Here is a 24,360-nt window from a genome sequence, read left to right as displayed (position 1 = left end):
TTTACGGTACATTAGCACTAATTAGAGAAGATGCAAGGGTGATGCAAGGGTTTTAAGAGATTCTAGCAGATTTAAGTGCATTTGGGAAGCTCTCAATCAAGCTAAAAGCCCTTTCCTGTAAGGTTTTTACCATTATTCAGCCAACCCTATCTTAGGTCGCGAGGTGGGCTGCTGGCAACTCGATCGCTACTCAAATAACCAGTTTGACAAAGAAAGAGATAATAAATGTTATAACAGTAGTAGTCTACAGGCGTTCTTTTGTCTGTCTCCAGTAAACCTAAACGCTCCTTTTTGCCAAGATATTTCGACGGTCAGCCCGAAAGAGCGTTCCGGCAAGAACAGCCTAATTTATCCGAAAATTACCTATGGTTATCAACAAACGCGGACTTGTTCTCGGTGCTACAGCAGTGGTCCTGTCTACCGTCGCCGTCACGGGGGCGGGATTCCGACTCTCCCAAAGTCAAGCTTTTTTTCAGGAAAGTCCCAAGGAAACCGTTGATGAGGTTTGGCAGATCATCAACCGCACTTATTTAGATGGCACTTTTAATCAATCGGACTGGAACGCCATCCGCAATCAGTATTTAAATCGTTCCTACAAAAATCAAGAGGAAGCATACACCGCTATCCGCGAGATGTTGAAAACTCTCAATGATCCCTATACCCGTTTTATGGATCCCAAAGAGTTTAACAATATGAGAATCGATACATCGGGAGAATTGACCGGGGTAGGGATTCAATTGACCAAAGATGAGAAAACTAAGCAGTTAGTCGTGGTTTCACCCATTGAAGATACTCCCGCTTCTAAAGCTGGTGTGCTGCCCAAAGATGTGATTATCGCTATCGATGGTAAATCTACCGCAGACATGGAACTCGATCAAGCGGTGAGCATGATCCGCGGCAAAGTGGGGACAAGCGTTAAGATCACGATTCAACGGGGTGAGGAGAAGAAAGAATTGACTCTTACCCGGGCTAAAATTGAAATTCACCCGGTACGCGCCCACACAGAAAACACCCCGATCGGTAAAGTCGGTTATATCCGTCTCAATCAATTTAGCGCCCAAGCTAGTGGCGATATGAGTCAAGCGATTCGCGAATTGGAAGCTGAACAGGTGAAGGGTTATATTCTCGATCTGCGTTCCAACCCCGGTGGTTTACTCTACGCCAGCATCGAAATCGCTCGGATGTGGATACCCGATGGTTTAATTGTCTCTACGGTTGATCGCAAAGGGGTGACGGAACGTCAACGGGCCAACAATCAAGCTTTGACTAATAAACCTCTAGTTGTTCTCGTCGATGGTGGTTCCGCTAGTGCCAGTGAAATTCTCTCCGGAGCTTTACAGGATCATGATCGGGCGGTTATTGTCGGTACGAAAACCTTTGGTAAGGGATTAGTGCAATCGGTACGCAGTCTTAGTGACGGTTCCGGATTAGCGGTGACAATTGCCAAGTATCTCACCCCCGACGGACGCGACATCAATAAAGATGGTATTCATCCGGATGTGGAGTCGGAACTGAGCGAGGAAGAGCGCAAAAATCTTCAACAGGAACGGGATCGGGTGGGAACTTTCCAGGATCCTCAATTCAAGAAAGCTTTTGAAATCTTGGAAAAAGAAATCACTGAAGGCAAGAAAACGCCCACCAATACCGCTAAACAATAGGTTGACATTTGCCCGCTCGAATTAAACCCACCCGACGGGCGATCGCTTCTCCCCGCTCGGCAAAAGGACCCCAGTATTGACCATTAACTGGGGTTTTTCCGTTTTCTAGGGCTATAATCTGACAAATTCCCGTATTTTCTTGAACAATGTACCAGTTTTGTGCGCTATTATCCATAGATTTTTCTCCTTAATCCCTCTATTCCCTTGTTTATAGCGTCTCTCAATCCCGAAGTAAAAAATTTTTATCAACTTCTTGACAAAACCGGGGAGATAAATGCTAATATTAGAAAGGTCTGTCCAATGGGGATTAGCCAAGCGGTAAGGCAGCGGGTTTTGGTCCCGCCATTTCCTAGGTTCGAATCCTAGATCCCCAGTTTAAGATTTTTTATCCCTAATCCGCCAATGATCGAGAATATCCTTGATCAAAGCTTCCTTGAGCCAAATACGAGCAATAAGCGTCAGGGGAACCGCCAGAAATAGCCCTAAAAAGCCAAAAATCGAGGCAAAAAACAACTGGGCCAACAGGGTAAAAGCGGGTAAGAGCTTGAGCGACCGCACTGTTAAAATGGGCAACGGTGGATGATGGTCGAAATACTGAATTAACAGATAAATACTGCTGTAGAGTAGTAAAACCGCCCAGGATTGCCAGGGAGCTTCCAGAAGGGCGATAGAAAAGGGTAAAATCGTGCTTAAAACCGGCCCGAGGTTGGGGATAAAGGTGAGAAATCCTGCGAGAATAGATTGGGAAAAAGCGAGGGGAATGCCAATCAGGGATAGACCCAAACAACTGCCCAAGGTCATAATCAACATATGACAGAAAATCCCTTTTAGCCAAGCTTTTAAATCTCGATCGCAGTGTTCTAGGATCGATCGTACCCTAGAACGGTAGAAAGCGGGAAATAAACGCAGAAAGCAACGGTAGTAAGCGGCAGGATCGGCGAGAATCATCAAGCTCAGGGCAATAATTAGCAGTAAGCTGAGGATAATGCCAAAAGTACCGTAAAAAATGCTCAAACCCCGGCCAGCAATTTGGTTAATTAGGGGTTGTAATTGAGCCAGCAGCGTTTTAAAGTCTGGAAAGACACTGGCCAGACTAGGATCGAGATAATCCTCAAGACGATGCACTTGTCCCCAGAGTCTTTCTATCGCTTGGGGTAATAAACTAAATAATTGGCGAAATTGTTGGACTAAAGCGGGTATAATTACTAAAAAAATACCGATAATACCAATAAAGAAGCCAAAAAGGGTGATAATTAGGGCGTAGGAACGCTTCAGGTGATGACGCTGCCACCAAGTCACAGCCAAATTTAAAATCTGAGCCAGAAGAATCGCCATCAATAATAATAAAAGAATCTGTCGAATCTGCCAGAGAATCAACAGACAAAAGACTAACAGGACTAAACCGAAGCTGCTGCCAAAAGTCATGATGAGTAAGGAGAAAAATTCCTAATCAGTTATTGTCCGTCTCCAGAGGGCAAAAACCGTGAGCAGAAAAGGAGTAAAAACCAGAATTAAAGTGTTAAGAGGACCAGGAGCGATCGATAATAAAGGGGCAAGATATTTAATTCCCAGGGAAATTAAAGCCGATATCAAGATTATTTTGATAATAAAGCCGCTCATAGATGAATGTTTAGGGGACACCAGCACTATCTTATCCCTGAAGAGGTTAAAAATTGCTCAAAATCTGGCAATCATCCCCCTTAATCCTCAAATCCCTAGAGGCTCCTTTGGTGGGCAACCAAACTCAGCCGGAAAAGGATACTATGGCCAACTAGAAAATATTAAATTTTTATAAAGTTTTTTCAATTTCCCTAACAAAATGTAAAAATAGATACAGAATAAGAAATAAGATCTTTTCGTTTGTTGACCCTAAATAGGGACGACAAGGGGGATTAAAGTCACTTTAAAGCATTGCAGGGAGTCAGTGATATTATGTTAGCCTATCGAGGAGTTAAGTACGAAAGGGATTCTCTCCCCTTGGAGATGAAGACTGGAGATATCGGGGGTAAATACCGAGGTCAAGACTGGAATCACCATTATCCTCGCCATATGCTCCAATTAGAGCCGAAACTGCATCGTCAGTATCGTGGGGTTGCCTACAGCACCCGTCCTCATCTTGCTGGACAAGTCATCCCAAGCACTTGTCCGTTGCCGGTTGTCAAACCCCCTATTGTCGTGCAAGAGGAAACCCTTTCTAGCGTCCATCTGAGCAATATTCGTCTTCGTCTGGAACGTCGTTTACAAATCGCTCAAGAGAATGGGGATGAAACCCTCGTTAATCTCTTGAAAAAAGAATCCCAAGACTTAGCCTTAAACTGCTAGATTAGCGGTTTTTCTCCACTTTCCCCTCGGTTCTGCCGGGGGGAATATTTTTGGGCGCAAAAATCTTATCGATAGAAATTATCACCCTGGTTAGGAGTTTACAGGCTTTTAATTATATTAGGTCGAGGTCTATTTTAGTTCGGGTTCGGATTGGGGCGTTGTATCATTTCCACAACATTTTTGATACCTTGGATAAAAGTTTGAAAACTACGCGATTTATTTTCAGTTAGGGAAAGATGGGGGGCAATCTGTTTAGAGTGGGTTCCTGCATAATACTCTTTCACTAGCTTTTTTAATTCTTGTTTGGCCGAGTTAAGCAGGTCCGGTTCTCTGTATTTACTTTTATTTTGTTTTTGGCCGAGACTATTTAAATTATACGCCTTGGCCACCGCTGCTAAATCTCCCAGAAACCAAGATTCTAATTCATGGCAAATAATCCGAATTAAGACTTGAGCATCACTGGCATTTTGACAAATTTCTCCTAGGTCTTTTTTGAGTTTTTGACAATCGTGGGAGTCCTGATCATGGACAATAATAAATTTGGTATTGGGACTAGATTTATTGAAAGCTTTGAGTTTTATAGGAATAGATTTTGCTAGGTCTTGTTTACCTTGATGACTAATACATATATAGCTGATTTCTCGGAGAATAAGTTTAGGCAAAAGTTCTTCTAACACATTTTTTATAGATGACTCTTCTAGCAAAAATACGATATCATAGTTCATTAGGGTTCTACTCCTTCAAACCAGCCTTGATTCCAAAGATAGCCGGGTAAATCGCCTTCCGCTACTAAGTTTTTGAGGATTTCGCTATCGGCAGCCCTATGGATTTGGGTGATACCTTGGGATTTAATTAGCCAGAAAATACTAGCTAGTGGAACCGCATTGATAAAATCGGGGGAGTGGCTAGAAACAAATACCTGACCCCCCTGATCGCTATAGTGGGCGAATTCTTCGGCTAGTTCTTTTAATAAAGTAGGATAAAGTTGGTTTTCTGGTTCTTCGACACAGAGTAGGGGATGAGGATTGGGATCGAATAGTAATATTAAATAGGCGAACATTTTCATAGTCCCGTCAGAAACATAGCGATCAATAAAAGGGTCTTTAAAGGCCTGATCTTGAAAACGTAAAATCAAGCGACCGTCTTCGGTTTCTTTGGCTTCCACAGAGGAAATACCCGGAACTCGTTGTTTCATTTTTTCGAGAATTTGCTGAAAAATTTCGGGATATTGTTGATAAATATATTGAGCAACTGTAGCTATATTGTCGCCAGTGGGGGATAAGTGTTCAGCGTAAGATATTTCTTTACTTCCTCTAGCTTCGCTAATATGAAAGTCAGAAACGTGCCAATTTTCAATCAGAGAACGAAAGGCTGTAGCGGCTTTAAAACGTTGAAATTGTCCTAATCCTTTGATTGCTAGTATATCGTTAGATTCTAGCTGTTGTTCTTCTCGATCGAGTTCTTTATCCGGTTTACTAAAATCTTCTTCGTTGGTGATAGCATATCCTTGACCAAGTTGAAAATCTAAAAAATGAAAAGGTTTACCGTGTTCACCCCGTTTATAGCGAAGTATTTCGCGTTTGATAACGGGGCGATTATTGTTTTGTCCAATTATGATTTGATAAGTAACCAGACGTTCTGTATCTAAGATTTTCATGCGAAATTGCAGCTCGATTTCAATATCTTCCTGTTCTTGACCTCTAGTGATAATTTCTCTATAACCGCCGCGAATTTGTAAAGCTTGGCGAATGTTGTTTTTAAGGGCATCTCGCAGAAACCCAAAAATATCAAATAGAGTAGATTTTCCCGTGCCGTTAGCTCCAATAATCACACAAAAAGGGGGAATATTTCTTATGTGTATATTTTTAAACATACGATAGTTTTTTATTTTAATAGAAACAATTTTCATGATATAATCGAGCCGTTATAGTTTTTTTGATTATACGATTGATCAGGTGAAGATAATTGATCAATTAGCCAAAAAAGCCAGAGATTAGACTCTCTTGGACATTGGGGGATAAATCAGTTAGAAACTAGAGAGGCAAGCTCAACCGCCTGAGGAAGGGACAAGAAACCAGACTCAACACAAGTTGCCCAAAATAGCGTAAATTGTCTATAAATTTGTTCAACGACTTAAATTAGTACAAATGTTTGACTGTATTATCATCGGTGCGGGACCAGCAGGAGCGACGGCGGGTTATCATCTAGCTAAAAAGGGACGATCGATTCTGATTCTCGATAAAGCGAAATTACCCCGTTATAAACCCTGTGGTGGGGGGGTATCCCCGGCAATTAAGCAATGGTTTGATTTTGACTTTACCCCCGTGATCGAGAATACCGTCACGCAAGTGGAGTTTACTTGGAAACAGGGGGATGCCGTCACCACTAAGTTAAATATGCTAGAACCGATGTGGATGGTACAAAGGGATCGTTTCGATGATTTTTTAGGTCAACAGGCGATCGCAGTCGGGGCAACTATCCAAGATAACAGCGAAGTTACCCAGATCAAATTTGTCCAAGATCACTGGCAAGTTACCACATCTCAAGGAACATTTTCAGGCAAATATCTGATTGCTGCCGATGGTGTTAGGGGCAATACCAGTCGCTGGTTGGGATTACCAGCAAAAAACGAAGCGATCGGGGCTACTCTCGAAATTACTAACGCAGAAGCGACTATTCCCCCCCAAAAAGCTTTTTTTGATTTTGGTTCCCTAAAAAATGGTTATATCTGGGCTTTTCCCAAGTCTAATGGTTACACAATTAGCGGTGGTTGTTTTAAGGGCAGCATCAAATCCGAGGAGCTGAAAAAACAACTGTTAAATTATGCCCGTCAAAAGGACTGGAATTTACAGGATTATCGCTATAGTGAGTATGCTTTAGCCCTTTGGAATGGAAATCAACCGCTACACGCCCAAAATGCCTTAATTGCAGGAGAAGCGGCGGGTATTCTCGATCCGCTCATCGGTGAGGGTATCCGTCCGGCAATTTTGACGGGAGTTAAGGCAGCCGAGGCGATCGATCGAGCTTTAGCCGGGGATAATCAGGCTTTAGCGGGCTATAGTCGGATAATTCGGGAAGAATGGGGGGAAGATATGGCTTTAGCGGCCAAATTAGCCGGTTTATTCTATCAATTTACCCAAATCGCCTACAATGTCGCCGTTAAACGCCCGATCGCCAGTCAAATGATGGGACGTATTCTCGTGGGAGATTTAAAATACCGGGATGTTACGGAACAAGCGATGCAACAATTGAAAAAGCTTTTACTGCCCGGATTCGGTTGGTGATAACACCTCGCGCACCAGGGTGGGGGTGACTCGATCGCTAATGGTAACTTGGCCGATTGCCGTTGGTAAAATAAATCTAACCTTGCCATCTTTAACCTTTTTATCGGCAGTAAGAGCATTAACCATCTCATCGGCATTTAAAGGCGGAATACGGGTTTCTAAGGCGGCTTTTTCGATTAAATCGGTTTGACGTTGATTTTCCCCGGCGGTCCACATTCCCAGTTTAACAGCGATCGCTCCTGCCGCCACCATCCCCATCGCCACCGCTTCCCCGTGGTTAACGCTAGTATATCCCGTTAGACTTTCAATGCCGTGGGCGATCGTGTGACCATAGTTTAAGATCGCCCGCAAACCCGCTTCTTTTTCGTCTGTGCATACCACATCTGCTTTAGCTTGGCAAGACTTTGTAATAATTGTTTGCAATAGCTCGCCATCAATCTGAGAAAAACTAGCTAAATTGTCCGAGTCTTCTAACTGTTGAAATAACTCAGAATCCCAAATTACACCGTATTTAATCACTTCTGCCATTCCAGCCCGAAATTCTCGCACGGGTAGGCTTTTAAGCACGTCAGGATCGATCAGAACTAATTTCGGTTGATAAAACGCCCCGATCAGATTTTTGCCCTGGGGATGATTAACACCAGTTTTACCCCCGATGGAAGCATCCACCATCGCTAACAGGGTGGTGGGAACCTGGACAAAATTAATGCCCCGTAACCATGTGGCTGCCGCAAATCCGGTCATATCCCCGATCACACCACCACCGAGGGCAACCATAGTCGAGGAACGTTCCAACCGGTGAGCGAGGGCAGTATCATAAACTTGGGCGATCGAATCGAGGGTTTTATAATTTTCGCCGGCGGGGATCAGATGTGTAAAAACGGTAAATCCCGCTTTTTCTAGAGAATTAACGGCTGTATGTCCGTAATAGTCAAAAATTTCGGGATTAGAAACCAATAAAACCTTTTTACCTAAGTTTAACCGGCTCATTTCTGCACCGAGATTGGCTAAACTGCCCTTCTCGATCAGAATATTATAGGAGCGATCGGGTAAATTAACGGGAATACAAATAGCCATGGGGTGTGGGGTGTGGGGTGTGGGGTGTGGGGAAGTGGGGTGTGGGGTGTGGGGTGTGGGGTGTGGGGTGTGGGGTGTGGGGTGTGGGGTGTGGGGTGTGGGGAAGTTGTCTCATCACCCTATCACCCCAAAACCTTATCACCCTATTTCCTGACTCCTATCTCCTGACTCCTGACTCCCGATAGGCAAAAAGATGATCGGTTATTGACGCAGCTTAGTCAACTCTAAGAGCAGACGAGAGGATAAAAAACAGATAAAGCTCTCTCCCAGAAAGAGACTTAATTGCCCACTGTCAGCGAGCAAGTCTGTGGATAATTGTAGGGGAACTAGGCCGCGGACTAGGGCAAAAGCTGCTACTGTACCATCTTTGAGATGGGGATTATCGTCGTTACGGACGACATAACGATAGGTGACACCGAAGAGAAATCCGCTAATTATCGCCCCGGATATCTTGACAAAAGCGCCAATTACTGTAAGCGATCCCCCTAAAAATAGTCGATCAACAGTTAAAAATAGCAGATAGGGAACCAGGAAAGCCAGCGCCGAGATACTCCCCACCTGTATGGATTCGATTCTTTCCTTGAGCGTAATTTGCACGATCGCCTCTCTAAAACGGAGTCACTGATGAAGTATTATCGAAAATTTGGGTTGAAAACCTCGCCCTTTAGGGCGACTTTATGTTAGCATTAAATTGAGTCGTTGACTTTGGGAACGCAGGAAACAAGCGACACTCCGTAATCCCTAAATCTCTAACCATCACTGGTACAAAAGCTTTCATCGTAAGTCCACATGGTAAGAGCGAAAAACAATTAAATACTGTGGGACACACAGAAATTTACGCTTGGGGAGTAGTCTTTAAGAGTGCTTACCTTGTAGGTGTAGTCGGACTAGACATGAAACTGTAAGACCAAAATTAGCTTTGCTAGTAGCGGCAAGATTCAGCCCAAGAATCTCCGCACTTTTAGGGCGGAGAGTGTCAACTCGCAAGTAATTCGTTTAACAAAGGCAATTATGGATATTTTGACACTTGGTTGGGTTAGCATTCTCGCCCTGTTCACTTGGTCGATCGCCATGGTGGTTTGGGGTCGTAACGGTTTCTAGGTAATCTATAGATACCATGGAAACATCCTTGATTCTGAACACTCTCTTTCTAGTCGCCTTAATTCTCCTCGTTATCGTCAGTGGTGGCATTCTCTACCTGACGACTACAGAATGGCGCGATCGCCGTCGTCAAGATGGCGATAAAAAATTAGGAAAATAATCCCGAACAGGTGTACTTAATTACGCCTGTTTTTCCTTTACTATGATTAAAATACTGCACTTATCGGATATTCACATGGGGAGCGGTTTTTCCCATGGACGTTTAAATCCAAAAACGGGATTAAATACTCGTTTCGAGGATTTTATGGGCAGTTTAAGCCTCTGTATCGATCGGGCTATTGCCACCCCTGTGGATCTAGTGCTTTTTGGGGGAGATGCCTTTCCCGATGCCACTCCTCCTCCTTTTGTTCACGAAGCTTTTGCCAGTCAATTCCGTCGTCTTGCCGATGCTAATATCCCGACAGTGTTATTAGTGGGTAATCACGATCAACATTCTCATGGTAATGGCGGTGTCAGTCTCTCCATCTATCGTACCCTAGCGGTGCCGGGTTTTATTGTTGGCGATCGCTTGACCACCCATCGCATCACCACCCGCAACGGCGATATCCAAGTAATTACTTTACCCTGGTTAACCCGCGCCACTCTCTTAACCCGTCCCGAAACCGAGGGTTTATCCTTGAGTGGGGTAAATGAATTATTAATTAACCGTTTGGAACCGGTGTTAGAAGGAGAAATTCGCCAATTAGATACAAGTGTACCAACAGTTTTATTAGCCCATTTAATGGCTGATCGAGCTAGTCTAGGAGCAGAAAGACTTTTAGCGGTTGGTAAAGGTTTTACCGTGCCTTTATCGCTACTAAATCGTCCACAATTCGAGTATGTTGCCCTCGGTCATGTTCACAAACATCAAAATCTTAATCCTAGCAATGATCCGCCCATTGTCTATCCGGGGAGCATCGATCGAGTGGATTTTAGCGAGGAAAAAGAAGATAAGGGCTATGTTTTAATAGAAGTGGCTAAAGGAGAGGTTAAATGGGAATTTTGTCCTTTACCCGTGCGTCCTTTCCGTTCCATCGAAGTGGATGTTTCCGAGGCAGAAAACCCCCAAAAAGAATTGCTGAAAGCTCTCAAAAAACACGATATTCAGGAAGCAGTTATCCGCTTAGTTTATAAAATTCGCAGTGAACAATTAGAACTAATCAACACCAATCAGCTTGACGAAGCGTTAAAAACTGCCCATAGTTATAGTATTCGGGCGGAATTAATTAGTCAATTAACCCGTCCCCGTTTACCGGAATTAGGGGTGGGTAATCAATTAGATCCGATGGAAGCGTTAAAAGCTTATATCGATAATAAGAAAGATTTGCGCGATATTGTTGATGATATGTTAGAGGCAGCCCAGCTTTTATTAAATCAACAGCCAGAAATTTGGCTAGAGGAAGAAACCTCGATTTAGTTATCAGTTTACTGAAACAGCTTCCCTATCCCTGTTTGAACTAACAATGAGTTTATGTCTTAATCCCGATTGTCTATATAACAATGATCCTACGGATAAATTCTGTCAAAAATGTCGCTTTCAATTATTACTAAAAGATCGTTATCGTTCTATAAAATTAATTGGTCAAGGAGGTTTCGGTAAAACTTTTCAAGCAATTGATGAGGATAAACCTTCTCAACCTTATTGTGTGATTAAACAATTTTTTCCTAGCGCTCAAGATAGTAATGCCCTCAAGAAAGCTGCGGAATTATTTAGAGAAGAAGCGATTAGTTTAGATAATCTCGGTCAACACCCACAAATTCCCTCGCTCTATGCCTATTTTACCAGCAATGATGGGCGACAATATCTTGTTCAAGAATATATTGAAGGACAAAATCTAGAACAAGAATTACAAAGCGAAGGAGTTTTCAATGAAGAAAAGATCAAACATCTTTTATTAGAAATTTTGCCAATTCTTGATTTTATCCATGCCAAAAGAGTCATTCATCGAGATATTAAACCAGCTAATATAATTAGGAGACCCAGCGATAATAAAATAATTTTAGTGGATTTCGGTGCCTCTAAATTTATAACCATTGCTAATCTTTCTCTAACAGGAACAGTGATCGGTTCGCCGGGATATATCGCTCCAGAACAAAGTAATGGCAAAGCGATTAATAGCAGTGATTTATATAGTTTGGGAGTCACTTGTATCTATTTATTAACGGGAATATCTCCCTTTGAATTATTCGATGTGAGTGAACATGAATGGGTATGGAGACAGCACCTGATTAATAATCCTGTTAGTGTTGAATTAGGTAAAATTTTAGATAAATTAATTGAATTTGGCACCAAAAAACGTTATCAATCAGCCGGGGAAGTCCTGCAAGAGTTAGCGGTAAAATTAGCCGTAGTGATTCCGCCAAAACCCCGATCACAGAATACAATTCAAGAAACAGTTTTGCCAGTTTTTCCAGCCGCCACCAGGGAGGAAATTAACCTCAAAAGTGCCAAGGAAATTGATTACACTAACCTACGGGATTTCTTAGCGCAAGAAAAATGGCAAGAGGCAGATCAAGAAACGGCTAATCTCTTCTTAAAAGTTGCCGATCGAACTAAAGAAAAATATCTTAAGATAGAAGACATAGATAACTTTCCCTGTGAAGATTTAGCCACTATCAATCAACTCTGGTTAAAATATAGTCAGGGAAAATTCGGTATATCTGTTCAGAAAAGAATCTATGAAAGTTTGGGAGGAAGCGGCAATTATGATCAACAAAAATGGAACGATTTTGGGTCAAAAGTCGGTTGGCGAGTTAATAACAAGTGGTTATACTACGATCAAATTACTTTCTCTCTCAAAGCACCCCCTGGACATCTCCCCACCCTTGTGTGGGGTGTGGGGGGTGGGATAATTCTTTTTTCTCGTCTGGAAACCTGTGCTATGGACAGAGTTTCTAGCAGGGGATAAATTGACTTAAAAACTTTTCTGGAGAATTAAACAGTTTCTCCCTTCGCCAGTGCGGATATATTGTAAAGTATCAGTAAGAGAACGCATCAAAAGTAATCCTCGATCGCTTTCCATTTCCAAAGGTGCGACGGGATCTTGTTGTGGAGAATCAAGTTTTGCTTGCAGATCAAAAGGTTGACCGTGATCCCATATTTTTATTTCTAGAGAATGGGACGAAAAAGTTAATTCTAGATCGATGGGTGTAGTTGGGGGTAAATTTTTGTGAGCGTAACGGACAGTATTAGTAAATCCTTCTGCTAAAGCCACCTTACACTGCCAAAGCACCGACTCAGGTAAAAAAGGGCAGCCGTGGGATTCAAACCATTGTAGGACTGGGATTAGAGCTGCCAATTCCGTCCGGACTTGTAGATGGAATTGAAGGGGGAAAGAAGGGGAAATTAAGACTTCAGAAGGCACCACTGTTTTTTTGAAAGAGAATCAAAATTGTTTTAAAAATCAGTCGTAGATCGTAGCTTAAACTCCAATTTTCTTGATAGCGCAAATCTAGTTGAATTACCTCTTCAAAATTATGCACCTGAGAGCGACCATTCACCTGCCATTCTCCCGTCATACCGGGTTTTACATCTAAACGTTGCCATTGGGGAACATCGTAGCGTTCCACTTCATCGGGGGTGGGAGGACGAGTGCCAACAAGACTCATTTCACCAATGATCACATTCCAAAACTGGGGGAATTCGTCTAAACTGGTGCGACGTAAAAATTTTCCTACCCGGGTAATCCGGGGATCATTTTTATTCTTAAAAAAAGCTCCCTGCGCTTGATTGGGGATTTTATCCCTGAGTGCTTCTGCATCCACACACATGGAACGAAACTTAAGAATCTTAAATTGCTTTCCCAACCAACCGCAGCGGGTTTGACTAAAAAAAATCGGACCCGGACTATCTAACTTAATAGCGATAGCAATGGGGACAAAAATAACCCCCGTGATCAATAAACCCACGATCCCACCAACAAGGTCAAGACCGCGCTTTAACCAACTACGAATCGAGGGATGGGTTTTCAGTAGATGGTTTTCAGTGGCAGTAAAGCCATTTTCTTGGGGTGCTAGGGGGGGGGTTTGAAAAGTGAATAATTGATCTAGTCCCGTAATCGATAAAACCCCCATCACTGGGGGATGGACGTTAACCAGCACTAACTCGATATTTTCTGCCCTGGCCGCTTTGAGATTATGCACCAAAGCACCCACACCACTACTATCCATAAATTGAGTGGCATTGAAATCGAGAATGACTTTTTCGGGAGTGGGTGTTTGGGTGATGAGATGGTGAAAGATATCCTTGAACTGTAGTGCTTCCAGGACAGTCAAGCGATCGGGTATCCGCAAAATGGGATACTCCATCGGAATGATCAGAAAACGCGTTTCAGGGATTTGGGAAGTCATCGACACAAAAAGATGATTTGATAGATGAACAAGGCCTGATGACCCACTTAAATGTTTACTACACTTTTCCCCAAATACCAATAGGCAATGTTACAGATTACCTGTGATTATCGGCTAACGAATCTCACCTAAAGGCGGACGGCCTTGGGTTTGGGATTTCGCTTTCGCCGCACTCTTCCTTAGGGCATCTAAACGGGTCTCATAACGCTTACGCAGACGACGGTTAGGTGTTTGTTCGATTAGGGTTTTAAAGGCACTGCCTAGGCTCTTGTAGGCGTTGGGAAGAGAATAACCGAAACGAGTGGCCAAGGCGATCGCTTTTTCATCGGCTTCGATCGCTTCTTTGAGAATTTTATCGCCATTATTTTTGCGCCAGAGACGATAACCAGAAATCCCACACAATCCCATGGCCAAGAGCAATAATAAACCGTCCTGTACCCATAATTCCCCCACCGCACCACCTAAACCAATAGCGAGGGCGGCCATTTCCCAGCCTTCCCGGGGAATACTATCATTTTGAATCCTGGCCACTTCATGCCAAAAGAGCAAATTACGCTGATCGATGGCTAAATTTTCCCATTTTGCCAAATCTATCTGAATTTCTACCTCATCTCTGCCAATTTCTTCACAACGGATCAGGGGGGGGTTAATCTCTGTGGAACCTTCTACCGTTACCCAGCTTTGTAATTCTGGGGGTAGCAGGGTTTTTAGGCGCCGAAGTTCGCTCATTTCGGCTCGTGCAGAGGAGGCCGCATAAGATGTCATAGATTTTTTACCTATTCTCTACCAATGACGATGATTTCCATTTTCGATCATAGCGGTCTTTTTTCTGATCTTGGCAGCTTTTAGCCCTAGGAAGTATTTTCAGTGATCAGTGATCAGTCATCAGTGAGGGAAGTGGGAAGTGGGGAGAAACAATCCATAACTGGGTTTTTAAAGTTCGATTGGGAGTCAATCATACTAAGTAGGTGGGTGTTAAAAATTGTCAGATACCCCCTTATTAAGGGCGATCCCCCCGCCTATCGGCACCCCCCTTATCAAGGGGGGCAGGGGGGATAAAAGACAAAATTTATCTTCTATTTACTTATTAAATAGACCGTAACTTTTGCTGACTAATGCTCAAATATATCTTTATACTGCTGTAAATCTAAAGCGGTGAAGATGGGGATACAACTAAAGCATTTTTGGGCTAATTCCCATCTTTCTTCTCTTTGCAGCATCACAATTAATTTATCTCGCACTGAGAGTAAATAGCGCACATCGTTGGCGGCATAACTCAGTTGTTTTGGGGTAAGATTAACGGCATTTCCCCAATCAGAACTTTGAGCGGTTTTGTCTAATTCTATGCCTTCTAATTCCTGCACGAGACTTTTTAAACCGTGACTGCTAGTATAAGTCCGAGCCAGTTTACTGGCGATTTTGGTACAGAAAATCGGTTGAGTCGCAATGCCAAAAGTTTGGGACAATTGAGCCACATCAAAACGGGCGAAATGAAAGACTTTTTCTATCCGCTCATCCTCCATGACCTTTTTGAGATTAGGAGCCTCTGTTTGCCCCCTAAAAATGCGAATAGCGGTGACAAAACCACTGGGATCACAGAGTTGAATTAAACACAGTCGATCTCGTCCTGGGATTAATCCCATAGTTTCTGTATCTACAGCGATCGAATTAACCCCTAGATAACGGGATAATAGGTCATCGCTTAAATCTCGATCGCACACTTGAAAATTGTCTAAGTTCATATAGTTAGCAGATAGGAGATAGGAGACAGGAGGGAAATTTGTCATGCTTTTGCCTATCGCACGACTGCCTTTATTTCCCTGATAACTGATAACTGATAACTGATAACTGATGTTAAAAACTGATAATTAAATTTAAATATCATCATGACCATTTTGTCAACGCTTTTTAACAAAAAGTTGTGTAAAATAATATTCACCAGCATTATTTTTAGCGATACCGATACCGGTAAGATTATAATCACCAACCATATTTTTTTGATGACCGGGGCTATTAATCCAACCCTTGACGGCAACGCTAACGGGGTCAGGATATCCCTTCATAAAAGCCAAATTTTCGCCCATTTTTTCTAAAGGAATCTTCCTTTGTACTGCCTTGACTCTTCCCTCAAAACCATCATGACTAAAAGGAGCCTGTTTATTGGCCATTTTTTGACTAAATAAGCGCGCTTCATGACTAATACGAGCATCGAGACGTAGGGGCGGTAAATTTTGAGAAATTCGGTAGCGATTAACTTGATAATTAGTGTTTTCTTCGAGGGTAATAAAAAAAGATTGATTCCCGATAGAATCGTAGCTAAGGGGATTAGTAGAAACGGGAGCGGATTGACGTTTTAAAAATATTTGAGTAAAGTACAATTTTCCTTGATTATCCGTCGCTACTCCAATCCCAGTACTATCAAAATCTCCCTTCATATTTTCCCGATGACCTTGACTTTTAATCCAACCATCCACAGCAATCATTACTGGGTCATCATAACCTTGATTAACTGCCAGATTTTCCCCCACCGCTTCATAGGGAACCGAAACGCCAATAGTTTGCACTCTTTTGTCAAAATCTTGATGACTAAAAGGAACTAAACCCGAGGCCATACGTTGGCTATGTAATCTTGCTTGTTGCGAAATTGCCCGATTTAACAGTAGGGGAGATAAATTGCGAGATTGACGATAGCGATTTACCTGTTGATAGATTTTATTCTCTAAAACAAGTAAAGTTGCCGCATCTAAAGGAGAGGGAGAAGGAGCGGGAGAGAAAGATGGTACAAGTTCCGTAAAAGAGCTATAGTTTAAGGCACTACAGGCCATTAAACTTGTCGATACAAGCATCAAAATTCCTAACTGATAACCCTTCTTAAAAGAACTTTTCATATTAAGCTAGTCTAGAACAGAGAATAGGTCAAAATGAATATAAAATTTAGATGCACAATAGCTGTCCCTCTGATAACTGTTAACTGATAACTGCTCACTGTTAACCATTCATCGATAAATATTTAGCCACCGATTGCACATCTTTATCACCCCGTCCAGAGAAATTAATAACAATGCGAGGACTACCACTTACTTGCGGGCAAAGAGTTTCTAAATAAGCTAAAGCGTGGGCAGTTTCTAGGGCCGGAATAATCCCTTCTAAACGGGAAACTCGTTGAAAAGCTTCTAGTGCTTCCTTGTCGGTAACACTGTAATATTCGGCGCGACCACTATCTTTTAAAAAGCTATGTTCTGGCCCGACTCCGGGATAATCTAAACCGGCACTAATGGAGTGGGCCTCGATAACTTGACCTTCGCTATCTTGTAATAAATAACTCATTGCTCCATGTAGAACCCCCGGTTGACCTTGGGTAAGGGTGGCGGCGTGTTTTCCAGAGGCGATACTTTCCCCGGCAGCCTCAACACCAATTAAACGCACGGCAGTTTCTTTAACAAACTCATGAAATAAACCCATAGCATTAGAACCACCCCCCACGCAAGCGAGGAGAATATCCGGTAAACCGCCCCATTTTTCCAGACTTTGCTGACGAGTTTCTTGACCAATAATCGCATGAAAATCGCGCACCATCATCGGATAGGGATGGGGACCTGCCACAGAACCGAGGATGTAGTGAGTAGTTTCCACATTTGTTACCCAGTCGCGAATCGCTTCCGAGGTGGCATCTTTCAGGGTTCCCGTCCCGGCGGCCACGGGTTGCACCGTTGCGCCAAGCAGTCTCATGCGGAAAACATTGAGTTCTTGGCGTTCCATGTCGTGAATTCCCATATAAATCACGCATTCTAGACCAAAACGAGCGCAAACCGTAGCGGTGGCCACGCCGTGCTGTCCTGCCCCGGTTTCGGCGATAATTCGCTTTTTACCCATGCGTTTGGCTAATAAAACCTGACCAAGGGCGTTATTAATCTTGTGGGCCCCGGTATGGTTTAAATCTTCCCGTTTTAGGTAAATTTGCGCCCCAGTACCGTCCGTTTTGGCATAATGGGCGGTGAGACGTTCGGCAAAATATAAGGGACTAGGTCTGCCGACGTAATCCTTGAGCAGTTGATTTAATTCTTCTTGAAAATCGGGGTCGTCCTTATACTGATTATAGGCCGTTTCTAGTTCACTTAAGGCTGGCATCAGGGTTTCTGGGACGTATTTGCCCCCGTAGCGTCCAAAACGCCCAAAAGCATCGGGATACTGGGTTACTGTGCTGGCTGAGGCGGTATAAATCGGCGTGATAGTCATGTAAACCTTCAATGAGAGACTTATGATCCATTATAAATCTAAGGGTTTAGTCTCTGGGTTAACCTGAGTTCTAGGGCAATCATCACCTAATACTAAATCCGTTGAGTATAGGCTATATATCAGGACGGGCAAAAGGCAAGAGGCAAGGGGCAAAAGGGGGAATAAATAATCAGTTTTTAATAACCGGATTTAGTATAACCCACTTAATCATTAAAGGGTGAGCATTGCCCACCCTTTGACTGATTTCACAGCCAAATACTCACATCAACTTTTAACACCTGTCCTAATAGTAATAACCACTTTAATTGAGTCATCGGCCAGGGACAGGCAGCACCTATTAAATTAGACCGCAAAGAATTAGGAACTAGACGATCATGGAAATAATAATAGTATAACTCCTGAGAGCGATCAAGGGATAATCCTAGCTTTAATTGTTGGCTAACTTCAATTAAACGGGTGATTAGACGAGTATCCTCCTCCGCCGTTAAAGGATCGCCATCGTGTAATAATTTCTCAAGAGATTGCCAGAGCAGACTTTCTAAGATTTGACGCGCTTCGGGGATGTTTAATTGACAGTGTAAATGATTGGCTTCCTTAGCAATAGCAAATAATTGATCGAGATTATTCTCCGTCACTTGCCGATGCTCAAAATCTTTTTCTAGGGCATTAATCACCTGTAAACAACGGTGAGAAATGGCAATATCGGCCGCTACCTGTAACTCTTGAGGTACGGGCAGCTCATCCCGTTGGAAAGCCGCTAAAATGCCGTAATTATCCCGATAAACTTGGGTGTATAATTGATCGAGACGTTTTTTAGTTTCGGCTGTCACCTTCTGCATGATTCGGTGTCTTTCATCGGCAAAAAGATGGGGTAAAGCAAAGAAGTTTTCTCCCAATCCGCGCCCCATTTCTACGATCATGGTCGAAACACTGGCCTGTTGTAAAGATTCAAAGAGATGATCCTTAAGATTGGTGTAGATTAACCGACTGTTAAACGGTTGAATGCAGCAGTAAAAATCCCAACCTCCTAAATGTAGAACAGCAAAGACAAAATGTTCACTTTCTTGGGTAATTTCCGAGGTTAATTCCACCTGTCCCACCGCTAAAGTTAAAGACCCGATCGCTTGTTTTTGATAATCTAATTGACGGGCATTGTAACAATAAATCCGATGATGACTGGGATAATTGGTAAATAGGGAACTAATGGCGTAATGGGCCGCCACCCGTTCCAAATCGACCCGCGCAGAAGTGACCAATTGTCGATAGACATCAGCCCCATCTTGATATAACTTAACGTTACTGGGGGCGAAAGCTAGACGACTGAGGAAATTCATTTCTAATTGAATTCCGGCCACTTCTCCAGCTAATTCCAGGGCCCGGCCAGCATATCTCAAAATTTGCGTACCTTCAGGTCGAGAAATTTCCTCAAAAAACCAGCCACAACTGGTAAACATCAATAAAGCTTGTCTTTGCATTTCTAATAAACGCAAAGCATCGATTTTCTCGCTTTTACTCAGGGTACGACTTTGATGCACAGCCAGGAAATGTTCGATCGCGTCTGGGGATCGATCTAAAATAACTGCAATGTAGTTATCCCTTGTCTGCCAAGGATCGCGGAAAAATTCCTGTCCTTGAATCTCATAGACCTTAATTAACTCATCTCTGAGCCAATTTAGGGACTCCCGCAGGGGTTTACGCCATTTTTGCTGGTAATTTCCCCCTCCCCCGCAACCACAGTCATCCTGCCAACGATTTACGCCATGGACGCAACTCCACGCGGTCACGGGTTTTAATTCCACTTCCCAAGTGGGGGGGCAAATACTGAGATAATGGGCGAAATTGGTGACTGTCCAGCCGTTTTTAGGGAAAGATTCTGTAAAAGCATAGCTAAGACACTTCTCTGTCCCCCGTTTGTGGTGGCCGAAGGTTTCCCCATCGGTAGCGACGCTGATTAACTGGGAGGGACGATGATCCCCTTTAATTGCTTGTCCCAGACGACCGACGAGAAAATCACTGCTGGCTAGGACATCATTAAAGCCCATATCGCGAGAAATTGGACCATCGTAGAAGAAAATATCCAGATAACGACCATCGGGGATGTAACAGCGATAGGGACGGGTGGGATCGATTTGACCTCCGGCCACCGCGTGCCATTGGGGATGGGGATCATGGTCGCTAGGGAAAGGACGACAGCGCAGGGCCTGGGAAGGGGCTAAAATGGTGAATTTAATCCCCTCATCGATTAAAGCTGTCACTGTGGCTAAATCAATGGCTGTTTCTGCTAACCACATTCCTTCGGGATCCCGGCCGAAACGGTGCTGAAAATCGGCTTTTCCCCAGCGAATTTGGGTGTATTTGTCCTGTTTGTTGGCTAGGGGCAGAATGATATGATTATAGACCTGGGCGATGGCGTTACCATGACCGTTTAAGCGTTGACAACTTTTTTGATCCGCTGCCAGGATGCGTTGATAAACTTCGGGATCGTGGGATTGCATCCATGACATCAGGGTGGCCCCGATGTTAAAGCTGAGATATTCGTAGTTATTAACTATTTTGAGCACTTCCCCCCGGTCATTGTAAATGCGCGCAAAAGCATTGGCACGATAACACTCGTGATGGATGCGTTCATTCCAATTGTGGAAGGGATGGGCGCTCGGTTGCCGTTCAATTCTGTCTAGATAGGGATTTTCTCGCGGTGGTTGGTAAAAATGTCCGTGAACCGTGATATAAACTCCGTGAGCGATTTTTAGGGGATCAACCCCCGTGTCGGTATAGGAATAAAAGGTTGTAGAAGGATTTTCAACAAGATAAGTCATAGAAATGCCTAGAAAATCGGTTTTTTTGAGCGAAAATAGCTGTAGAATGTAGCGACCTGATGTTTTAAAAAACTGAAAACCTTGCCGTTTTTTACGGACTTGGTGTCACAATATCATATTTTGCGTTCCTAGCAAAGCTAGGGTTAACAATTCGCAACTTCTCTATACACAGCACTAAGTAATACTAAATTTTGTGACAAAATCTAGCTTTTCCCGGTAGGCTGTTGACTATTGCCATCAGCGTTCTACCCTAAGAGAGATGCGATCGCTCCTGCTGCAGCCCAAAAAGCGATCGCCATTTGCGTTCCTATCCCAAGCAATGGCAATTTTAAAGTTTAATCCACAAGATGACAGCGATTACATTGAGCCTAGTCATAATGAAATTTACAACTGATAATAATAATTTCTGTTTCTGTAATTTTATAAACTAAGCGATGTTCATCATTAATGCGTCTTGACCAATAACCCTTGAGTTGATGTTTTAAGGGTTCGGGTTTACCGATTCCAGAGAAAGGATGGCGCAATATGTCGTCAATTAAATCAACGATTTTTTTATAGAGTTTTTTGTCTTCTATAGCCCATTCATTGAATTGTTTAAAAGCTTTTGGATCAAATACTATATTTTTCACGCCATTCTTTTACAGTAATTGTCACTAAGTTTTCTTTCTTTTCTATTCTGTCAATAGCTTCGGATAATTCACGCTGATTGGCTTCTGTTGAAAGAAGATATTCGGTTGTATCGGGTTCAGGATCAGATACTAAAATAATGATATCCACATCCGTTCCTTCTTCTAGTTCCGCAGAATAAAGCTCTATTTTTCCTTCTCTACCAACAATTCCTTTCTGTTTAATCGCTCTAATCATGATTTTTTCTCTTAAGATGTCAAACAATTATGGCTATTATATCAAAATCAGCATGAGTTAGAACTAATGAAAAAAAAGCGATCGCCATTTCCCAAAAATTGATCCTTCCCAAAGCGATCGCCCTTGGCGTTCCCATCCCAAGCAATGACAATTTTAAAGTTTAATCAACAAGATGACAGCGATCGCACTACAAGATCGGCAATCATAGTTCAATTCCATTGATCCAAATTTCATACTCGCTTATATCAACTTCATCATTCCAAACGATTCCGCTACCTGATGGATCAAGTTGAAAGTTTTTAAAGAAAGTATAGTTTTTAAGGGAAGAAAACATCGTTTTTTCTAGTAGATTTTCACAGTTATATTTTCTAGCTTGATGATTAGAAAAATGCACCAATAGAGTATAATTTTCAATGATTTCGGCTGATGTTATTTTGGGGTAAAGCATTGTTTTATTTCAAAGGTGGTAATTTATTAAATTCTTGAGTGTTCCACATTTTCAATAATTCTGATTGATAGATTGTTGCCCATTCTACAACCATTTTTGTAGCTCTATTAGGTAAGTCTCCTTCAATGATTTCTAAGGTTTCCAGATTAAATAGGGCGTTATATTCTCCATAAATCGCATGAAAATGGGGAGGTGGATGATCGGCAAAAAAGATTTTAATGATAATTCCATAAAATCGAGTAATTTCTGGCATAAATCTATTTTTATAAGTCTTGCTTTATGACAAAAATATTATAACAAAGCTTGTTGGGTTTTGTTACCTCGACCTAAACGACAAGATCAGCAATCGCACTCCTCATCCCCAAAAAGCGATCGCCCTTGGCGTTCCTATCCCAAGCAATGACAATTTCAGAGTTTAATCAAGAAGATAACAGCGATCGCACTGCCATCAATGTGCATGGTGCGTTCCCCAAAAGCGATCGCTTTGTAGCAGGACTTGCATTAGGGAACGCACCCTACAGCGATAGCGATCGCACTACGGCGATAGCTGCAACAGGTCTATAAAATCCGAACCAGCAGCACTCTTGATGGGGAATTTGTTAATTTTAAGCTCGCGAACAATATCTGGAAGCCGGTGTATGATTATTCCATGCTCGGCAATTAGCTCTACTTCCTGCTCAGATTTGACGTTATTTATGACTAGCTCCGAGGACCACTCACCGCTCCACAGAATTTCCATAAGGGAGCGCTTTTTGGTAGCGTGGAATTTCCCCTCAACCCACTCGGCGACACCTTCCACGAGCTCCTCGGGCGAACGTGCTGCGCTATTCGCAGCCCGACCAGTCTTTCGCGCAGCTTTGGGAACCTTGGAGATGTAGCTGACTGGCCTCATCGACGCCTGGACTTCTACATGACGGCAGACAGGACTTTCGCCTGATCTGAACTTCACCGCAACCAAATCAATTTCATTAACGCCAAGACGGATACCACGTATGGTGAAATAACCCTGCCTATTCAGCCATTCTTCAACTATTTCTTCGGCCAAAAGGGCCATAGCATTACCTCGTCATAGACACACAACTACATATTATACAGAAACTTTCTGTCTAACACTCTCCAGAGTAACGATAGGTGGAAACTTTGGGCATATTCCCCCATTTTACTGCAATCGCTGGAACTTTTCCCCATATCATACCCAAGAGCTTATTAGCCAGATTAAACAACGTCTTTTAAGTGGATTCCTAACAACAAGCTCAAATAAAATCGACTTTTCGGGAAGTGTAGCACTAAGTCTTCAATCCACCCGACAATTACCTAATTTTCGGGGAAAAAGTGCCTAAATTTTGCCACCGGCTGGCACTTTTTGAGGACAAAAAGTCTAAAAGTTTTATCCCACAAAGTTTTTAGCTCTATGCAGCCAACCCGATTTATTGGTGTACTTGCAAATGAAGGACATAATGACCTAAAATCAGGTTATCTGACCATAATTCGTACTCTAGACGCAAATATTCGGGGAAATTATCCCCCTCTAATTTGAGACTACGGGTATAGTTGCGGACGCGAAAAGCGTAACCCGGTTGAGAACTTTCGGCATTTAACCAGTAGCGACTGACACCAAAAACCCCTTGCTCCCAAAAATGACGATAGGCGAATTTTCCCTGGCCCTGCATGGTCATAATTACCCGATTGGCCGAAATTTCTAGCCAAATTAATTTATTTTGATTATTTTCGGGTTTAAGTGTCTCTATTTCTGCGAGAGCGACTGGGGGTTGATTGAGGAGAAGATGAAACCGGTGGCGATCCTTTTGGTAGAGGGTAGCGGCAGTGTCTAAAGTGGAGAGGATGGGTAGATCTGTCGAGAGCAGACAGAAGGAAACGGGACGGCGGTGATGGGCAAGCATAGACTAGACTTAATGGTGTCCTTATCTCCACAATAGTGGATTCTCCGCCCACCGCTACCGGCACCGGAAATTTTTTTGAGAAAAAATCCAGAAAGCACTTGCATTATTGAGGGACTTATGATTATAATTATTAATTGTGAGTAGCCTTCCTCGGTAGCTCAGTGGTAGAGCGGTCGGCTGTTAACCGATTGGTCGTAGGTTCGAATCCCACCCGGGGAGTTAATCAAAAATAGCAGCGGCAATAGTTTTTTGTTGCTGCTTTTT

The 24,360-nt window shown here is 42.9% G+C and carries 28 protein-coding genes and 2 tRNA genes; 10 read left to right on the top strand and 20 right to left on the bottom strand.

Going from position 1 to position 24,360, the window contains the following annotated elements:
• Positions 1–365: 365 nt before the first annotated feature.
• The gene (ctpC, locus tag IM507_RS14585) at positions 366–1,658 is read left to right on the top strand and encodes a carboxyl-terminal processing protease CtpC (RefSeq protein WP_002737617.1); all 1,293 of its coding nucleotides are present in this window, start codon (positions 366–368) and stop codon (positions 1,656–1,658) included.
• On the opposite strand, the gene IM507_RS14580 is transcribed toward ctpC, so the two are convergent.
• On the bottom strand, positions 1,648–1,833 hold the full coding sequence (locus IM507_RS14580) for a hypothetical protein (RefSeq protein ID WP_002736073.1): 186 nt from the start codon (positions 1,831–1,833) through the stop codon (positions 1,648–1,650). The genes ctpC and IM507_RS14580 overlap by 11 nt on opposite strands.
• 126 nt (positions 1,834–1,959) lie before the next feature.
• Here IM507_RS14580 and IM507_RS14575 point away from each other — a divergent pair.
• Positions 1,960–2,032: transfer RNA gene (locus IM507_RS14575), tRNA-Gln, on the top strand.
• A gap of 1 nt (position 2,033) precedes the next feature.
• Here IM507_RS14575 and IM507_RS14570 read toward each other — a convergent pair.
• Complete coding sequence (locus tag IM507_RS14570; RefSeq protein ID WP_002737465.1) at positions 2,034–3,083, bottom strand: AI-2E family transporter; 1,050 nt, start codon at positions 3,081–3,083, stop codon at positions 2,034–2,036.
• Between the two features lie 21 nt (positions 3,084–3,104).
• Positions 3,105–3,278 carry a hypothetical protein gene (locus IM507_RS14565; protein ID WP_199309408.1) on the bottom strand — a complete coding sequence of 58 codons (174 nt, stop codon included), beginning with the start codon at positions 3,276–3,278 and terminating at the stop codon, positions 3,105–3,107.
• Between the two features lie 309 nt (positions 3,279–3,587).
• Here IM507_RS14565 and IM507_RS14560 point away from each other — a divergent pair, with 309 nt between their 5' ends.
• Complete coding sequence (locus IM507_RS14560; protein ID WP_024970527.1) at positions 3,588–3,980, top strand: DUF4278 domain-containing protein; 393 nt, start codon at positions 3,588–3,590, stop codon at positions 3,978–3,980.
• A gap of 134 nt (positions 3,981–4,114) precedes the next feature.
• On the opposite strand, the gene IM507_RS14555 is transcribed toward IM507_RS14560, so the two are convergent.
• Entirely contained in the window at positions 4,115–4,705 is a 591-nt protein-coding gene (locus IM507_RS14555; RefSeq protein ID WP_002756225.1) for a DUF4276 family protein, read from the bottom strand.
• Complete coding sequence (locus IM507_RS14550; protein WP_287637257.1) at positions 4,705–5,889, bottom strand: AAA family ATPase; 1,185 nt, start codon at positions 5,887–5,889, stop codon at positions 4,705–4,707. The genes IM507_RS14555 and IM507_RS14550 overlap by 1 nt, the downstream gene beginning before the upstream one ends.
• Before the next feature lie 238 nt (positions 5,890–6,127).
• Here IM507_RS14550 and IM507_RS14545 point away from each other — a divergent pair, with 238 nt between their 5' ends.
• Positions 6,128–7,264, top strand: a complete 1,137-nt coding sequence (locus IM507_RS14545) for a geranylgeranyl reductase family protein (protein WP_287637256.1) — start codon at positions 6,128–6,130, stop codon at positions 7,262–7,264.
• On the opposite strand, the gene aroB is transcribed toward IM507_RS14545, so the two are convergent.
• Positions 7,241–8,341, bottom strand: coding sequence for a 3-dehydroquinate synthase (gene aroB / locus IM507_RS14540; RefSeq protein WP_123230255.1), 1,101 nt, complete (start codon positions 8,339–8,341; stop codon positions 7,241–7,243). The genes IM507_RS14545 and aroB overlap by 24 nt on opposite strands.
• 201 nt (positions 8,342–8,542) lie before the next feature.
• Positions 8,543–8,938 carry a hypothetical protein gene (locus tag IM507_RS14535; RefSeq protein ID WP_002777927.1) on the bottom strand — a complete coding sequence of 132 codons (396 nt, stop codon included), beginning with the start codon at positions 8,936–8,938 and terminating at the stop codon, positions 8,543–8,545.
• Between the two features lie 414 nt (positions 8,939–9,352).
• Between IM507_RS14535 and petN the strand changes: the two genes are divergently transcribed.
• From petN to IM507_RS14515, 4 genes are read left to right on the top strand one after another with little or no spacing between them, the layout of a single operon-like run.
• On the top strand, positions 9,353–9,442 hold the full coding sequence (gene petN, locus IM507_RS14530) for a cytochrome b6-f complex subunit PetN (protein ID WP_012265708.1): 90 nt from the start codon (positions 9,353–9,355) through the stop codon (positions 9,440–9,442).
• 16 nt (positions 9,443–9,458) lie between these two features.
• On the top strand, positions 9,459–9,602 hold the full coding sequence (locus IM507_RS14525) for a hypothetical protein (RefSeq protein ID WP_002736416.1): 144 nt from the start codon (positions 9,459–9,461) through the stop codon (positions 9,600–9,602).
• 42 nt (positions 9,603–9,644) lie between these two features.
• On the top strand, positions 9,645–10,898 hold the full coding sequence (gene sbcD, locus IM507_RS14520; RefSeq protein WP_002777928.1) for an exonuclease subunit SbcD: 1,254 nt from the start codon (positions 9,645–9,647) through the stop codon (positions 10,896–10,898).
• A gap of 46 nt (positions 10,899–10,944) precedes the next feature.
• Positions 10,945–12,390 carry a serine/threonine-protein kinase gene (locus IM507_RS14515; protein ID WP_002738071.1) on the top strand — a complete coding sequence of 482 codons (1,446 nt, stop codon included), beginning with the start codon at positions 10,945–10,947 and terminating at the stop codon, positions 12,388–12,390.
• A 6-nt stretch (positions 12,391–12,396) separates the two neighbouring features.
• Here IM507_RS14515 and IM507_RS14510 read toward each other — a convergent pair whose 3' ends face one another.
• The 11 genes from IM507_RS14510 to IM507_RS14460 all read right to left on the bottom strand — a co-directional run bounded on the left by IM507_RS14510 (position 12,397) and on the right by IM507_RS14460 (position 22,448).
• Positions 12,397–12,849, bottom strand: a complete 453-nt coding sequence (locus tag IM507_RS14510; RefSeq protein ID WP_002756253.1) for an ATP-binding protein — start codon at positions 12,847–12,849, stop codon at positions 12,397–12,399.
• On the bottom strand, positions 12,836–13,831 hold the full coding sequence (locus IM507_RS14505; protein ID WP_002738169.1) for an anti-sigma factor antagonist: 996 nt from the start codon (positions 13,829–13,831) through the stop codon (positions 12,836–12,838). Before IM507_RS14505 ends, IM507_RS14510 begins: the two co-directional genes overlap by 14 nt.
• Positions 13,832–13,945: 114 nt before the next feature.
• Positions 13,946–14,596, bottom strand: a complete 651-nt coding sequence (locus IM507_RS14500; protein ID WP_002756255.1) for a DUF3318 domain-containing protein — start codon at positions 14,594–14,596, stop codon at positions 13,946–13,948.
• Positions 14,597–14,943: 347 nt separating this feature from the next.
• Positions 14,944–15,573, bottom strand: a complete 630-nt coding sequence (locus IM507_RS14495) for a ribonuclease D (RefSeq protein WP_002735888.1) — start codon at positions 15,571–15,573, stop codon at positions 14,944–14,946.
• A gap of 156 nt (positions 15,574–15,729) precedes the next feature.
• Positions 15,730–16,719, bottom strand: a complete 990-nt coding sequence (locus IM507_RS14490) for a CAP domain-containing protein (RefSeq protein WP_271936036.1) — start codon at positions 16,717–16,719, stop codon at positions 15,730–15,732.
• 100 nt (positions 16,720–16,819) lie between these two features.
• Positions 16,820–18,067: a tryptophan synthase subunit beta gene (trpB, locus tag IM507_RS14485; protein ID WP_123230259.1), complete on the bottom strand. Its 1,248-nt coding sequence runs from the start codon at positions 18,065–18,067 to the stop codon at positions 16,820–16,822.
• A gap of 245 nt (positions 18,068–18,312) precedes the next feature.
• A complete protein-coding gene (locus tag IM507_RS14480) occupies positions 18,313–20,883 on the bottom strand; it encodes a DUF3536 domain-containing protein (RefSeq protein WP_287637255.1) in 2,571 nt (856 codons plus the stop codon).
• Positions 20,884–21,251: 368 nt separating this feature from the next.
• Positions 21,252–21,512, bottom strand: coding sequence for a Txe/YoeB family addiction module toxin (locus IM507_RS14475; protein WP_002735847.1), 261 nt, complete (start codon positions 21,510–21,512; stop codon positions 21,252–21,254).
• Positions 21,493–21,747, bottom strand: a complete 255-nt coding sequence (locus IM507_RS14470) for a hypothetical protein (RefSeq protein WP_016516668.1) — start codon at positions 21,745–21,747, stop codon at positions 21,493–21,495. Before IM507_RS14470 ends, IM507_RS14475 begins: the two co-directional genes overlap by 20 nt.
• A gap of 202 nt (positions 21,748–21,949) precedes the next feature.
• Positions 21,950–22,195 carry a DUF2442 domain-containing protein gene (locus tag IM507_RS14465; RefSeq protein WP_052276673.1) on the bottom strand — a complete coding sequence of 82 codons (246 nt, stop codon included), beginning with the start codon at positions 22,193–22,195 and terminating at the stop codon, positions 21,950–21,952.
• Positions 22,196–22,199: 4 nt separating this feature from the next.
• Positions 22,200–22,448, bottom strand: coding sequence for a DUF4160 domain-containing protein (locus IM507_RS14460; RefSeq protein WP_002736965.1), 249 nt, complete (start codon positions 22,446–22,448; stop codon positions 22,200–22,202).
• Between the two features lie 146 nt (positions 22,449–22,594).
• Here IM507_RS14460 and IM507_RS14455 point away from each other — a divergent pair, with 146 nt between their 5' ends.
• Positions 22,595–22,759 (top strand): hypothetical protein, encoded by a 165-nt coding sequence (locus IM507_RS14455; protein WP_184891173.1) that lies wholly within the window; start codon positions 22,595–22,597, stop codon positions 22,757–22,759.
• On the opposite strand, the gene IM507_RS14450 is transcribed toward IM507_RS14455, so the two are convergent.
• Both IM507_RS14450 and IM507_RS14445 read right to left on the bottom strand, forming a co-directional pair.
• Entirely contained in the window at positions 22,731–23,249 is a 519-nt protein-coding gene (locus IM507_RS14450; protein WP_012265322.1) for a PDDEXK family nuclease, read from the bottom strand. The two genes, IM507_RS14455 and IM507_RS14450, sit on opposite strands and share 29 nt — an antisense overlap.
• Before the next feature lie 373 nt (positions 23,250–23,622).
• Entirely contained in the window at positions 23,623–24,096 is a 474-nt protein-coding gene (locus IM507_RS14445) for a hypothetical protein (protein WP_002738243.1), read from the bottom strand.
• A gap of 147 nt (positions 24,097–24,243) precedes the next feature.
• Between IM507_RS14445 and IM507_RS14440 the strand changes: the two genes are divergently transcribed.
• Positions 24,244–24,315, top strand: a tRNA-Asn gene (locus IM507_RS14440).
• The last annotated feature ends 45 nt before the right edge of the window (positions 24,316–24,360 follow it).

Origin of the sequence: Microcystis sp. M20BS1 (assembly GCF_020245305.1) — a bacterium.
GTDB lineage: Bacteria > Cyanobacteriota > Cyanobacteriia > Cyanobacteriales > Microcystaceae > Microcystis > Microcystis ichthyoblabe_A.
This window is presented reverse-complemented; position numbering and strand designations above follow the sequence as displayed.

Coding starts and splice junctions, on each gene's coding strand:
- IM507_RS14525 (WP_002736416.1), top strand. CDS start 9,459: ATGGAAACATCCTTGATTCTGAACACTCTCTTTCTAGTCGCCTTAATT.
- IM507_RS14515 (WP_002738071.1), top strand. CDS start 10,945: ATGAGTTTATGTCTTAATCCCGATTGTCTATATAACAATGATCCTACG.
- trpB (WP_123230259.1), bottom strand. CDS start 18,067: ATGACTATCACGCCGATTTATACCGCCTCAGCCAGCACAGTAACCCAG.
- sbcD (WP_002777928.1), top strand. CDS start 9,645: ATGATTAAAATACTGCACTTATCGGATATTCACATGGGGAGCGGTTTT.
- IM507_RS14545 (WP_287637256.1), top strand. CDS start 6,128: ATGTTTGACTGTATTATCATCGGTGCGGGACCAGCAGGAGCGACGGCG.
- petN (WP_012265708.1), top strand. CDS start 9,353: ATGGATATTTTGACACTTGGTTGGGTTAGCATTCTCGCCCTGTTCACT.
- IM507_RS14465 (WP_052276673.1), bottom strand. CDS start 22,195: ATGCTTTACCCCAAAATAACATCAGCCGAAATCATTGAAAATTATACT.
- aroB (WP_123230255.1), bottom strand. CDS start 8,341: ATGGCTATTTGTATTCCCGTTAATTTACCCGATCGCTCCTATAATATT.
- IM507_RS14460 (WP_002736965.1), bottom strand. CDS start 22,448: ATGCCAGAAATTACTCGATTTTATGGAATTATCATTAAAATCTTTTTT.
- IM507_RS14550 (WP_287637257.1), bottom strand. CDS start 5,889: ATGAAAATTGTTTCTATTAAAATAAAAAACTATCGTATGTTTAAAAAT.
- IM507_RS14555 (WP_002756225.1), bottom strand. CDS start 4,705: ATGAACTATGATATCGTATTTTTGCTAGAAGAGTCATCTATAAAAAAT.
- IM507_RS14500 (WP_002756255.1), bottom strand. CDS start 14,596: ATGACATCTTATGCGGCCTCCTCTGCACGAGCCGAAATGAGCGAACTT.
- IM507_RS14455 (WP_184891173.1), top strand. CDS start 22,595: ATGACAATTTCAGAGTTTAATCAAGAAGATAACAGCGATCGCACTGCC.
- IM507_RS14450 (WP_012265322.1), bottom strand. CDS start 23,249: ATGGCCCTTTTGGCCGAAGAAATAGTTGAAGAATGGCTGAATAGGCAG.
- ctpC (WP_002737617.1), top strand. CDS start 366: ATGGTTATCAACAAACGCGGACTTGTTCTCGGTGCTACAGCAGTGGTC.
- IM507_RS14470 (WP_016516668.1), bottom strand. CDS start 21,747: ATGATTAGAGCGATTAAACAGAAAGGAATTGTTGGTAGAGAAGGAAAA.
- IM507_RS14570 (WP_002737465.1), bottom strand. CDS start 3,083: ATGACTTTTGGCAGCAGCTTCGGTTTAGTCCTGTTAGTCTTTTGTCTG.
- IM507_RS14580 (WP_002736073.1), bottom strand. CDS start 1,833: ATGGATAATAGCGCACAAAACTGGTACATTGTTCAAGAAAATACGGGA.
- IM507_RS14480 (WP_287637255.1), bottom strand. CDS start 20,883: ATGACTTATCTTGTTGAAAATCCTTCTACAACCTTTTATTCCTATACC.
- IM507_RS14445 (WP_002738243.1), bottom strand. CDS start 24,096: ATGCTTGCCCATCACCGCCGTCCCGTTTCCTTCTGTCTGCTCTCGACA.
- IM507_RS14565 (WP_199309408.1), bottom strand. CDS start 3,278: ATGAGCGGCTTTATTATCAAAATAATCTTGATATCGGCTTTAATTTCC.
- IM507_RS14490 (WP_271936036.1), bottom strand. CDS start 16,719: ATGAAAAGTTCTTTTAAGAAGGGTTATCAGTTAGGAATTTTGATGCTT.
- IM507_RS14495 (WP_002735888.1), bottom strand. CDS start 15,573: ATGAACTTAGACAATTTTCAAGTGTGCGATCGAGATTTAAGCGATGAC.
- IM507_RS14505 (WP_002738169.1), bottom strand. CDS start 13,831: ATGACTTCCCAAATCCCTGAAACGCGTTTTCTGATCATTCCGATGGAG.